This window comes from Leptospira tipperaryensis (genome assembly GCF_001729245.1).
GTDB lineage: Bacteria > Spirochaetota > Leptospiria > Leptospirales > Leptospiraceae > Leptospira > Leptospira tipperaryensis.
Genome location: NZ_CP015217.1, coordinates 766011 through 778326, shown reverse-complemented (window position 1 = coordinate 778326; position 12316 = coordinate 766011). Strand labels below are relative to the sequence as shown.

The 12316-nt window shown below is 42.7% G+C and carries 10 protein-coding genes; 8 read left to right on the top strand and 2 right to left on the bottom strand.

Annotated elements, in window-relative coordinates; genetic code table 11:
• Positions 1-66: 66 nt before the first annotated feature.
• The 6 genes from A0128_RS22515 to A0128_RS03735 are packed head-to-tail and all read left to right on the top strand — an operon-like array spanning position 67 to position 7841.
• A complete protein-coding gene (locus A0128_RS22515) occupies positions 67-156 on the top strand; it encodes a potassium-transporting ATPase subunit F (RefSeq protein WP_069606298.1) in 90 nt (29 codons plus the stop codon).
• 9 nt (positions 157-165) lie between these two features.
• Positions 166-1839: a potassium-transporting ATPase subunit KdpA gene (gene kdpA, locus A0128_RS03755; protein WP_069606297.1), complete on the top strand. Its 1674-nt coding sequence runs from the start codon at positions 166-168 to the stop codon at positions 1837-1839.
• Positions 1840-1849: 10 nt separating this feature from the next.
• On the top strand, positions 1850-3934 hold the full coding sequence (gene kdpB, locus A0128_RS03750; protein ID WP_069606296.1) for a potassium-transporting ATPase subunit KdpB: 2085 nt from the start codon (positions 1850-1852) through the stop codon (positions 3932-3934).
• Between the two features lie 10 nt (positions 3935-3944).
• Positions 3945-4529, top strand: a complete 585-nt coding sequence (gene kdpC, locus A0128_RS03745; protein WP_069606295.1) for a potassium-transporting ATPase subunit KdpC — start codon at positions 3945-3947, stop codon at positions 4527-4529.
• Positions 4526-7153, top strand: a complete 2628-nt coding sequence (locus A0128_RS03740) for a sensor histidine kinase (RefSeq protein WP_069606294.1) — start codon at positions 4526-4528, stop codon at positions 7151-7153. The genes kdpC and A0128_RS03740 overlap by 4 nt, the downstream gene beginning before the upstream one ends.
• Before the next feature lie 4 nt (positions 7154-7157).
• A complete protein-coding gene (locus A0128_RS03735; protein ID WP_069606293.1) occupies positions 7158-7841 on the top strand; it encodes a response regulator in 684 nt (227 codons plus the stop codon).
• A gap of 12 nt (positions 7842-7853) precedes the next feature.
• On the opposite strand, the gene A0128_RS03730 is transcribed toward A0128_RS03735, so the two are convergent.
• A complete protein-coding gene (locus tag A0128_RS03730; protein ID WP_069606292.1) occupies positions 7854-8615 on the bottom strand; it encodes a hypothetical protein in 762 nt (253 codons plus the stop codon).
• Positions 8616-8832: 217 nt separating this feature from the next.
• Here A0128_RS03730 and A0128_RS03725 point away from each other — a divergent pair, with 217 nt between their 5' ends.
• Positions 8833-9741: an EAL domain-containing protein gene (locus tag A0128_RS03725; RefSeq protein ID WP_069606291.1), complete on the top strand. Its 909-nt coding sequence runs from the start codon at positions 8833-8835 to the stop codon at positions 9739-9741.
• Between the two features lie 170 nt (positions 9742-9911).
• Here the strand turns inward: A0128_RS03725 and A0128_RS03720 are convergent, their stop codons facing one another.
• Positions 9912-10913 carry a class I SAM-dependent methyltransferase gene (locus A0128_RS03720; protein WP_069606290.1) on the bottom strand — a complete coding sequence of 334 codons (1002 nt, stop codon included), beginning with the start codon at positions 10911-10913 and terminating at the stop codon, positions 9912-9914.
• A gap of 143 nt (positions 10914-11056) precedes the next feature.
• Between A0128_RS03720 and A0128_RS03715 the strand changes: the two genes are divergently transcribed.
• Positions 11057-11944, top strand: coding sequence for an alpha/beta fold hydrolase (locus A0128_RS03715; RefSeq protein WP_069609091.1), 888 nt, complete (start codon positions 11057-11059; stop codon positions 11942-11944).
• Positions 11945-12316: the final 372 nt, after the last annotated feature.

Below are 12316 nucleotides of genomic sequence, written 5' to 3'. Positions count from 1 at the left end.
TTAATCTCACAGATCTTGACTCCGGACTTCATTCGTGATCTACTTTGATCAGGAAAAATCAATATTATGAATTTAGAAACAACCATTGCCCTTTCTTTGGGCGCAATTTGTCTTGTCTATCTCGTTTTTTCAATCTTCAAACCGGAAAAATTTTAAGGAGAGCTTATGGCCACGGAATGGATTCAACTTTCGATCTTTCTATTTTCAATCGTCATTCTATCACCTTTGCTCGGAGCCTGGCTCTATCAAGTCTTCACCTCTTCCAAGAAGCTCAAGATAGAAACGATCATATATAGGATCTGCGGAATCGATTCCGACAAGAATATGGAATGGAAGGAATACGCGATTTCTCTTCTTCTATTTAATTTCCTCGGCTTTCTGGTTCTGTTTACAATATTAATTTTTCAGAATATTCTTCCTTTGAATCCCGGAGGCTTGGCCGGATTAAATCCGTTTTTAGCTTTTAACACCGCAGTTAGTTTTGCAACGAATACGAACTGGCAGGCTTACTCGGGCGAAGCGGCTTTAAGTTACTTTTCGCAATTCGTAGGACTTACAACTCAAAATTTTGTAAGCGCCGCGACTGGATTCTGCGTTCTTTTGGCGTTGAGTCGAGGACTCTCCTCCCATGCAAGCGCGGGCATCGGAAATTTTTGGAAGGACTTGATTCGAGGAACGTTATACGTCCTTTTACCGCTCTCCTTTCTTCTCGCTCTGATTTTGGTAAGTTCCGGAGTGATTCAAAATTTCTCTGATTCAGCGGTTGCGACAACCTTAGAAGGAAACATACAAATCATTCCTATGGGACCGGCCGCTTCGCAGATTGCAATCAAACAACTCGGAACAAACGGAGGCGGTTTTTTCGGGGTCAATAGCGCTCATCCTTTTGAAAATCCGACCCCGATTTCGAATTTCTTCCAGATGATTTCGATCCTTTTACTTCCGGGGGCTTGTGTGTTTTTGTACGGAAGAATCATAGGCAACGTTAGACACGCATGGGTCGTCTTCGGAGTGATGTTCACCGTCTTTTGTTTCGGAGTCCTTACCGTGTGGACCGCGGAATCCTCCTTGAATCCTCTTTCCGGAACTTACGGTTTTTGGGAAGGAAAGGAAACTCGATTCGGAATCTTAAACAGCGCGATCTGGGAAGTGTCTACTACGGTGGCGTCTAACGGATCAGTCAACTCCATGCACGACAGTTTTTCTCCGATCGGAGGCTTGGTAGGAATGTTGAATATTCAATTAGGAGAGGTGATCTTCGGAGGAGTCGGCGCGGGGATGTATGGAATGGTTCTTTTTATAATTCTTACGGTATTTCTGAGCGGGATCATGGTGGGAAGAAGCCCGGAGTATTTGGGAAAAAAGATCGAAAAAAAAGAAATCCAGATGGCTCTGCTTGGTATTCTTTTACCGTCCACCGTCATACTTCTTTTTACAGCGATCGCTGTCAGTCTGCCGCAAGGATTGTCTTCGTTATCAAATCGAGGCCCTCATGGTCTTTCTGAAATTCTCTATGCGTTCTCTTCGGGAGCCGGAAACAACGGAAGCGCCTTTGCAGGGTTAGGCGTCGATACTCCGTTTTACAATTCTATTTTGGGAATCGCGATGTTAATCGGAAGGTTCGGAGTCATACTCCCGGTTCTTGCGATCGCAGGAAGCGCGGCTATAAAAAGAAGATCCGAGATCGTATCAGAGGGTTCTTTTTCGACGGAAGGAGGAACTTTTTACATTCTTCTTTTATCGGTTATCATCATCGTCGGGGCGCTCACCTTTTTTCCGGCTCTTACGATCGGCCCCATACTTGAGCATTTTCTAATGTTACAAGGCAGAACTTTTTAAGGAGAATCGGATGAGTCGCAAATCCAAAGTTTTTTTCGAATCCGGAGTTTTAAAAGAAGCGTTTATCAACTCTTTTAAGAAGATGAGTTTTCGTTCTCAGGCTAAGAATCCTGTGATGTTTATCGTATTCTTAGGCGCATTGTTCACAACCTGGATCTTTATCAAAGACCTGAGCGGAGGAATTTATTCTTCCTTTAATCTTCAGATCGGACTCTGGTTATGGTTCACGGTTCTTTTTGCAAACTTCGCGGAAGCCATTGCCGAAGGCCGAGGGAAAGCCAGAACCGATAGCCTTAAAAAAACGAGAACAAACATCGTCGCAAAAAAAATCGTGGACGGAAAAATCGTACTCGTTCCGGGAACTTCCCTCAAGCTCGGCGAGCGCGTGTTATGCGAACCAGGCGACTTGATACCGGGAGACGGAGAAATCATCGAAGGAATCGCAAGCGTAGACGAGTCTGCGATCACTGGAGAATCGGCTCCGGTTGTGAGAGAAAGCGGCGGAGATAGAAGCGCGGTCACCGGCGGCACCAGAGTGTTAAGCGACAAGATCCTAATCGCGATCACGGCTGAACAAGGAAATACTTTTTTAGACAAGATGATTGCCTTAGTCGAAGGAGCAAAACGTCAAAAGACGCCGAACGAGATCGCACTTACGATGCTTCTTTCCGGTTTATCCTTCGTATTTTTGATCGCCGTTATCAGTCTCCCCTTTCTCGCGGAATTCGTCGCTAAAGAAGGCGGACAAAAAGCTGAACTTTCGATTCCGGTTTTGATCTCTCTTCTTGTTTGTTTGATTCCGACTACGATCGCCGGTTTACTTTCTGCGATCGGTATCTCGGGAATGGAACGTCTCATTCGGTTTAACGTAATCTCTAAAAGCGGAAAGGCGATCGAAGCCGCGGGCGACATAGACATTCTTCTTTTGGATAAAACGGGAACGATCACGTTAGGCAACAGAGAAGCAAGAGCATTCTTCCCCGCAGTCGGCGTTCAGGAAAAATATCTCGCCGACGTAGCACAGCTATCTTCCTTGGCGGATGAAACTCCCGAAGGAAGATCCATTGTCGTATTAGCAAAAGAGAAGTTTGGAATCCGGGAAAGAAATCTCGCCGAGATGGAAGGCGAATTTATTCCATTTAGCGCCTCCACAAAGATGAGCGGAGTCGATCTAAAAAAAGAAGGCAAGGTGATCAGAAGAATCCGTAAAGGCGCTGGGGATGCGATCAAAACCTATCTCTACAACTTCAGTCAAAAAATTCCTTCCGATATGGAAGATACGATTCAAAGAATTTCTCAAAAAGGAAGTACTCCGATTCTTGTAGCGGAAGACAACAAACTCTTGGGCGTGATCGAGTTAAAGGACATCGTCAAAGGAGGATTGAAAGAAAGATTCGCGAGTCTTCGAAAGATGGGAATTAGAACCGTGATGATCACCGGAGACAATCAACTCACCGCGGCGGCAATTGCGGCGGAAGCGGGCGTCGACGACTTTCTCGCGGAAGCCACTCCCGAAACCAAACTCAAAAGAATCAGAGAACAACAGGCTAAGGGTTATCTCGTCGCGATGATCGGAGACGGAACCAACGACGCACCCGCTCTCGCACAATCGGACGTCGGGGTTGCGATGAACACAGGAACTCAAACTGCGAGAGAAGCCGGCAACATGATCGACCTTGACAGCAACCCGAGCAAGCTCATAGAAATCGTTGAAATCGGGAAACAACTCCTGATGACGAGAGGCGCCCTTACCACTTTCAGCATTGCAAACGACGTTGCAAAATACTTCGCCATTCTTCCGGCCTTGTTTGGAACGTTCTACGCGACATCGGATGCGTTAGGCGGTCCTCTTTCCGTCCTCAATCTCATGCAATTGAGCTCTCAAAAAAGCGCGGTCTTGAGCGCCGTAATTTTCAACGCACTTGTAATCCCCGCGTTGATTCCGCTCGCGCTCAAGGGAGTCGCATACAAACCGTTGGGCGCAAACACGATTCTCAAACGAAATCTTCTGATCTTTGGTTTAGGGGGAATCGCCACTCCTTTTATCGGAATCAAGGCGATAGACTGGATCTTAGTTTTATTAGGACTCAATTAAGGAAAGTATAATGTTACAAAATACGTTAACCGCCATCAGGACCCTATTGTTTCTAACCATAATCACCGGAGTTATATATCCTCTCATAGTGACCGGTTTTTCAGAACGTCTTTTTCCTTCTCAAGCAAACGGAAGTTTGATCTATGCGAACGAACGAATCATCGGCTCCGCGCTCATCGCTCAGAAGTTTACAAAAGATGAATATTTCTGGCAAAGACCTTCCGCTGTAGATTACGGAACGATTCCTTCGGGAGCGTCTAACGCGGGTCCGACAAACTCAGCTCTAAAGTCGAAAATAGAAGAGAGAAAACAATTTCTTCTGAAAAAACATCCGGATCAAACGATCGTTCCTCCTGATCTGTTATTCGCATCGGCTTCCGGACTCGATCCGCATATCAGTCCCGCAGGGGCCTTTTTTCAAATACAAAGGGTTGCGACCGCAAGAAGGCTGAGTCCGGATCAAATCGTAGAACTGAAAAAACTCGTAGAACAATCGATCGAAAATCCTTCCTTCGGATTTATAGGGGAGAAACGAGTCAACGTATTGAGATTGAACTTGAATCTGGATTCTAAATTTGGAAAATTAGATCCATGACCGATTGGAAAGAAAATGACCGATTGGACCCGGATGAACTTCTTCGAAAGGTTCAAGCCGAGGAACAAAAATCCATTTCCGGAAAACTAAAAATCTTTTTCGGAATGGTTGCGGGGGTCGGAAAAACCTACGCGATGTTAAACGCCGCTCGTACGCTCAAAAAAGAAGGAGTGGACGTTGTCGTCGGTTATATCGAAACCCACGGCAGAAAAGAAACGGAAGAACTTTTGGAAGGACTCGAAATTCTTCCCCGCAAAAGTATCGAACACAGAGGAATTCAATTCGAAGAGATGGACATAGACGCCATTCTCAAAAGAAAACCCGAAGTTGTCTTAGTGGACGAGTTTGCTCATACGAATATTCCCGGAAGCAGACATATCAAAAGATACCAAGACGTAATCGAAATTTTAAAACATAGTATCAACGTTTTCACGACTCTCAACGTTCAACACTTGGAAAGTCAAGTGGAGGCTGTGGAAAAAACGACCTCGGTTAAAATTCGCGAAACGATTCCAGATTCCGTTTTAGACATCGCCGATGAAATTCTTCTGATCGATTTATCACCGGACGATCTCCGTAAACGTTTACAGGAAGGAAAAGTTTACGTTCCCGAAAAAGCGAATTTTGCCGGAGATCATTTTTTCAAAAAGGAGAATCTTTCCTTCTTACGTGAAACCGCGCTCAATTATACGGCAAGACACGTAAACACTTCGCCGGACTCGACAAGATTTAGAGAGAGAATCCTTGTTGCGATCAGCGCGAGTCCGAATTCTTATTCTTTATTACGTTATGCGAAACGTCTAGCCTATGAAAGAAACGGAGAATTGTATTCCATCTACAATCAAACAAGGGAGAATCTTTCCAAAGAATCCGTCAGCCAGCTGGAAAAAAATCTCAGCTTTGCAAGAGAACTCGGTTCCGAAATTTTATATTCCGCTGACGAAGATCCGGTGGAGGCGATCCTTAGAATTGCTGAACAAAAAAATATCACCCGAGTAGTCTTGGGAAAACCGCCGATGTCTTGGTGGAAGAAATGGAATTCTCCCGCATCCAAACTTGCAAGAATTACGGCTAACTTCGAATTGTGTTTGGTTCCATACGATCACACTTCGTTTTCGGGAGAAGAATCGATTCTCAATCGATTTTTAAGAACTTCTTCCGGAGGAAAACAATACGTCGCATCGGTTGCTTTGATTTTCTTAGCTACGAGCCTCAGTCTTTTTTTAGAACCGGTCACGGGATATTGGAGCATCTCATTTTTATATTTATTTTTCGTTTCGGGAATCGGATCCCTTTTTTCCAAAGGTCCCACGATTCTTGCGGGACTTCTTTCCGGACTCTTGTGGGATTTTTTATTTATCCCGCCGAAATATACGTTCTATATCGAAAAGTTAGAAGACGTCTTGATGTTCGGTTCCTTTCTTTTTATTTCAATCACCATCGGTAACGTAACGTCAAGATTGAGACAAAAAGAGAAGGCTCTCGTCAATCGAGAGTTGCGATTGGCTACGTTATACGAGCTTTCGAAAGAATTGGGACACGCAAGAGAGATTCGTCAAATTTCCGAAATAGGCGCAGAATATCTTAAGAAGGTTTTTCAAACCGCAGTGACGATTCTTTTGGAGAATCAAGGTACGATCGATTCGAGTTCTTCAAGAGCGGGAAATTTTTTCCCGGATGCAAAAGAAACCGCGGTCGCAAACTGGGTTTATAAAAATAAAATTACCGCCGGCAAGTATTCGGATACTCTTTCCATGTCTCAGGGCACTTACTTTCCAATGATAGCTCCTGGAAAAATCATCGGCGTATTAGGAATCATCCTCAAGGAAAGACTCAATCTCGATCAGGAAAATCTTTTACTCACTATGGGCAATCAGATCGCACTCGCTCTTGAAAGAGAATTGTTATCCGAAGAGACAAGAACAAGATATCTCGCAAATCAATCGGAAAGACTTTACACGATCATTTTTAATTCTCTCTCTCACGAGTTAAAAACTCCTCTTTCCGCAATACGAGGCGCGGTCACCGCCCTTTTGGAACCGGAAATAGACAATTCCTCCGAAGCCCGCAAGGAATTGTTAAACGAAATCAATGAAAGCAGTATGATTCTCAATTTGTTATTGGGAAATCTTTTGGACATGAGCCGTTTCGAATCCGGGTTTTTAAAACTAAGACAAGATTGGCACGATCCTTCCGATCTGATTCACGTCGTCGTGAGGAGGTTAAGACAAACCGTTAAAAACAGTCGTTGTGTGATTCGTATTCCTGAAAATCCGATTCCTGTTTGGATGGATTTTACTCTTATGGAACAAGCGCTTTTTAATATTCTATTCAACGCCGTACAAATTTCTCCGGAAAGTTCTCCCATCTCGATCGAATTGATTTGCGGAAAAGAAAGAATCAAATATATTGTTGAAGATAACGGACCCGGAATCGCAGAAGAAGATCTTGAAAAGATTTTCGAAAAATTTTACAGAAGTAAAAATCGAAATCACGTCGGCAGCGGGCTCGGGCTTTCGATCAGCAGATCCATTGTGGAAACTCATCAAGGAACTCTGATTGCAGAAAATAGAAAAGAAGGCGGCGCTAGATTTTGTATCGATATTCCTGTAAAACCGGGTTGAAAGTATGAACTCAAAGATTCTCGTCGCGGACGACGACGACCGAATTCGAAAAATGATTCGGATCAGTCTCAGCGCCTCCCACTACGACGTAATTGAATCGAGAACTGTTCAGGAAACGATTCAAAAAGCCGCAGGAGAATCTCCCGATGTCATTCTTTTGGATCTTCAATTTCCGGATGGAAACGGAATCGATGCATTAAGAGAAATCAGAACTTGGAGCGAAACTCCGATCATCGTCTTATCCGTGTTATCTTCGGACCCGGAAAAAATCACACTTCTTGATACGGGAGCGGACGACTATATTACAAAACCGTTTAGTATGGGAGAGCTTCTTGCAAGAATCCGAGTCGCGCTTCGGAATAAGACTCAAGAAGCCGGATCACCCGTTTTTATCTCCGGAAATTTATACGTAGACTTAGCCGGAAGGAATGTTCAAGTTTCCGGTGAGACGGTTCATCTGACTCCGATCGAATTTTCCTTTCTCTCTCTTTTGATTCAACACGCCGGTAAGGTACTGACTCAGGAACAAATCATCCGTCATATTTGGGGGCCTTTGGCGAAAAACGAATCGGGTCCTCTGAGGGTTCACGTCGCAAGTCTTAGAAAAAAAATCGAAACGGATTCATCCAATCCCGAATTACTTTTGACCGAACCCGGAGTCGGATACAGACTCGTAGTCAATTTCTAATTAACAAATTTATTAAAAAGAAATACCGGCTGATAAAAAAAGCTGAATTCCGATTCCTTTCGCACGATCCAATTCTTTTTCCTTGCCGTCCTTCCAGATTCTTTCCAAGGTCGCCGGATCCGGCTTTTGATTGTAAAAGCTGAGATCTTCCCTCTGAATATGCGCGGAACTGTTCGTAAACATTAGAACGTTAAACCCTCCGTTTAAGAAAATCCCAGAGGAGAACACATAACGTAGACCCGCACCCGGAGCAACAAAGGCTCTTTTATTGGAAATCGAATACTGCCAAGTTCTGCCTTCGGCGCTTCCGTCCGAGTAAACCCAAAATTCGCTTTTACGATCTCTTTGAAAATAAAACTCCTGACCCACTCCGATGCTAAAGTAGTATGGAATCGTAAACGGAAACCATTCTAGAGCAATCGTGTATTGATTTTGAGTGAAGTCTTTATTCTGTAAAGAAAATGCGACGGCGCCGGTGTGATACGCGGTTCGATCCAAATCAAAATGATCCGCTCGATGTCTTTGGTGGGCTAAAAAGGAAATGGAGAATCGTCCACTCAGATTATAACCCGCTTGAAGCCAAGACAACTCGTTGATCCCGAATCCTCCAACGTAAAAACGCTTTTGAGCTCTTCGTTCATTCTGATTTCCGATCGTTGAAGAAAGATCGGAAGGACCGGATTCTTCCGAACGAAGAAGACCGGGAAACGACGCTAAGAATAGAAGGATTACGATAAAAAGAGGGAAGTTTAGAATCTTAGAAGTAAATTTCATAGGGAACCTTAGGAAGAATTTATTTCCAATCCGAAAGCGTAAATTGGAAAAAGAGCCAAACTGAAGTAACGCATACGCCGAACTTCCAATCCGAAAAGCCTATTTTGATAAGAATCGCCGAATTTACGAGGTTTAGACAATTTATGATATTGAGTTTCATTCTCATTTGTGTTGACTTTTTTAGAACCCTTCTTAGGCTGGGAAAATGAGGTTTTGTATGAAGGGAATTTTCAAATCAGCACCTAACAGCGATTTATTGGAATTCGAATCGACTTCAATTCTGGATCGGAAAGTATTTCAGAATCTTTTTTCCTTAAATCCCGAACGAACCGTCGCGAGTGATATCGTAAACGACCTTCTATCCGAAAATTCCTCTTTCAATAATCCGGATCCTCCGAAGCCCCCATCCTCCAAGATAGAAAAGAAAACTTTTCAGAAGGCTTTAATCGAAATCTTAGAACAAGAAAATTTTCATACCGAATACCAACCGATCCTTTCTCTCGAGAACGGAAACATATTCGCTTACGAAGCCCTCGCTCGATTTAACATAGAAGGTAAAAACGTTTCACCGGACTTCGTATTTAAAGAATTACATCATCAAGAAGATCTTTTTTTCGAATTTGAAAAGAATCTAAAACGTTTCCAAATTCAAAATCGTCCCGAGAACAAACGCCTTTTTCTGAATCTGGATCCGCATGTTTGCAGAAGTGAGAAGCAAGCAAAACACTGGCGCGATCTACTTGGCAGCCAGAGTCATCTTGTCTGCGAAATTATAGAAAATACCGATTCAACTCTGATTGCGGACACACGTTTCTGTTTGAAAATGTTATACGAAGCGGAAATACCTTTGGCTCTGGACGACGTTGGCGGAAAAGAAAATCTCTTCTGTTTCGACTTTTTAGAATATTCTAAATTTGTTAAGTTTGATAAACATTGGTTGAATCTGATCAGAACAAAGGAATCCTATAAATATTTACTCTGGGGTTTTCTTGATTTTGCCAAAGAATCGAATATTCTTTGTATCTTGGAAGGAATTGAAACGCCTGAGGATCTTCGATTGGCTGCCGAGATGCGATTTCCTCTCGTGCAAGGATATCTGTTTCAATCCAAGAATCGATCCGTTTGATTCGTTCTCAGTAGATGTCTAAGGAGAATTCCAATCTTCTCAAACTCGAAATTGAATCGTCTTTTCAATACGAAAACAAGGAGTTCCGCCGCCGAGGCTGCCTTATCGATTGTTTTCCTTCTAAAAAAATCGATTCAAATTTCTAAAGGCCGCTCGATTCTTAAAAAGATTCAGCTTGATTTTTGCATTCTCCAGCAGAAATGAATTCTTTCGTTTCTGAAATCATCAGGCAATGTCTTTTTGGAAATATCTTCTATTTGATCCCAGAGGATTGATTTCTCCGAAAGTTGAAACTTTCTAAAATTTGTTGAGAAGTAAAGAACCGCGCCTGGAAGCGCAAAGTCCCGATAGAGAATGTTTAAAATCTCAACGTGATCTCTTTGCACATCGAAGATATCGATCATCTTCTTACTATTGGAAAATGTGGGAGGATCGACTACGATCAAATCGTATTTTTCTCGATCGTTCTCTTTTCGTTCGGTTTGCAACCACTCCATAACGTCCGCTCGAAGCATTCTATGTTTTGAAATGGAAAAGCCGTTGGCTCTTAAATTTTCTTCAGCCCAAGCGAGATAGGTATTGGAAAGATCGATGCTAAGACTTTTTGAGGCGCCGCCGGAAGCCGCATAAACCGTAAAGGAACCGGTATAGGAAAACAAGTTTAGAAATTTCTTATCTTTTGATTCTTTACGAACGAGATCACGCGTAACTCTGTGATCTAAAAACAAACCGGTATCAAGATAATCGGAAAGATTTACATAAAAGAGAAGTCCGTTCTCCTCCACTTCCAATAACTCGGATTGTTCCGATTGTTTCTCGTATTGTAACGTTCCTTTTTTGGGTTCTCTTTTTTTCCAAAAAATTTGTTCCGGATTTAGATTTAGAATTTCGGATACGATCTTACCGATTTCTTGGTTTTCGCTTTCTCTTTCCTCGTCTGAAATTTCATAACTGTTTTTATATGCGGAGATTTGACAATAAGGTCCGTAAAGATCGACGCTTACTGGAACTTGGGGGATGTCCCTGTCGTAGATTCGAAAACACTGGAGACCTCGTTTCCGAGCCCATTTCTTCCAATGTTTGGACATTCTTGAGAGACGGTTTCGAAACATCACCATCGGATTTCCGGAATCGTTAAGCGACTTTGCTTCCTCGGATCCATTCTCTGACATGAGGCCAAGATAGAATCTCCTCTCGAAAATCCAACCAGAACAAAAATTAAAAATCTCTAAAAAGACTGGAAAATTTGCAGCATAGGGAGATGATAGCCTGGCCTTTTTATTACGATTCGGTTCGTAACCTTGGAGATGGACTTTTGAAATACACTTACCTCGAAAATCAAAAAGTAAAATTGTTTCTTACTTATTCTGAAACCGAATCCAAGGATGTGATTCTTTTTGTGCACGGTTATCCGGATACTCACAAAACCTGGGATTTGCAAATCGAGGCTTTGGAAAGTTCGTATCGTTTGGGCGCGATCGATCTAAGAGGTTTTGGAAGATCCTCAAAACCCTTGGAACAATCCGAATACAACTATGCGGTCATACTTCCGGATCTTTTAGAAGCGATCCGATTTCTTTCCAAGGATAAAAAAGTTCATCTTGTCGGTCATGATTGGGGAGCCGCCTTGGGTTGGTTACTCATTAGCGATCCTGAATATTCAGGTTATATCAGATCCTTTACTGCGATTTCCGGTCCTCACCCTTGGCTCGCGGGAAAAAGAATGATCGACGACATCTTCAGCCTGAAACTTGAAAACTGGAAGAAAGTTTTTGATCAAGGTGTACGTTCCTGGTATATTTGGTTTTATCAGATTCCCATGCTGCCGGAGTTTCTCTGGCAGAATTTCGGAGAACCCATCTATAAACTGGTCATGGATTTAGGGGGAGTTCCGAAGAAAGATCACCTAAGACAGATGAGTAGAAACGATATCTACAGCGCTACGATGGCTCCGATCAATCTCTTCCGTGAATTGTTATTCGGTAAGACCGTGATTTCCGCGCCTTCGAACATTCGAGTTCCCGTACAATTGATCGTTCCGAATAAGGACTTTATAGTTCTTCCGGAGGTTTATGAGAATTCAAAGGATTACGTCGAAAAATTAGAAATTCATAAATTGGATTCCAATCATTGGGTTCACAGAGAACAACCGAAAGTTGTAACCGAACTAATACAAAAATTTATTACGAAATACTCGGCTTGATAAAAAGAATTTCGGGAAAGCAGGTTTCGAATTTTAATAAAGTTTTTTCTGAAAGACTCGACTCTATATTATAAAAATATTCTATTCTTTTTTATTACGGCAATTGCTTTATTGAAAAAGATTTGAAATCGGACTGAAGTCCCTTTGAAATAAAATATCGAAAGAATTTTATTTTTTCAGAATTTGAACAAAATTTTCCTTAGGTCTAAATCGATTCTCCCGCCCCACTCTCATCGAATATCCTTACCCTCAAAGTACTTGAATCTCAAGATAAATTGTCGAAACTACGACGATTTTTTTGTAAAACTCGCGCGCCCCGCCCTGATTTTGAGTGGAGGGGTGAGGTGGCGGGAAAAAATTGGGAAACTTTCC

What these genes read in the sequence shown, in the direction of transcription:
- A0128_RS22515 (WP_069606298.1), top strand. Translation starts at nt 67, where the DNA reads ATGAATTTAGAAACAACCATTGCCCTTTCTTTGGGCGCAATTTGTCTT.
- kdpA (WP_069606297.1), top strand. Translation starts at nt 166, where the DNA reads ATGGCCACGGAATGGATTCAACTTTCGATCTTTCTATTTTCAATCGTC.
- kdpB (WP_069606296.1), top strand. Translation starts at nt 1,850, where the DNA reads ATGAGTCGCAAATCCAAAGTTTTTTTCGAATCCGGAGTTTTAAAAGAA.
- kdpC (WP_069606295.1), top strand. Translation starts at nt 3,945, where the DNA reads ATGTTACAAAATACGTTAACCGCCATCAGGACCCTATTGTTTCTAACC.
- A0128_RS03740 (WP_069606294.1), top strand. Translation starts at nt 4,526, where the DNA reads ATGACCGATTGGAAAGAAAATGACCGATTGGACCCGGATGAACTTCTT.
- A0128_RS03735 (WP_069606293.1), top strand. Translation starts at nt 7,158, where the DNA reads ATGAACTCAAAGATTCTCGTCGCGGACGACGACGACCGAATTCGAAAA.
- A0128_RS03730 (WP_069606292.1), bottom strand. Translation starts at nt 8,615, where the DNA reads ATGAAATTTACTTCTAAGATTCTAAACTTCCCTCTTTTTATCGTAATC.
- A0128_RS03725 (WP_069606291.1), top strand. Translation starts at nt 8,833, where the DNA reads ATGAAGGGAATTTTCAAATCAGCACCTAACAGCGATTTATTGGAATTC.
- A0128_RS03720 (WP_069606290.1), bottom strand. Translation starts at nt 10,913, where the DNA reads ATGTCAGAGAATGGATCCGAGGAAGCAAAGTCGCTTAACGATTCCGGA.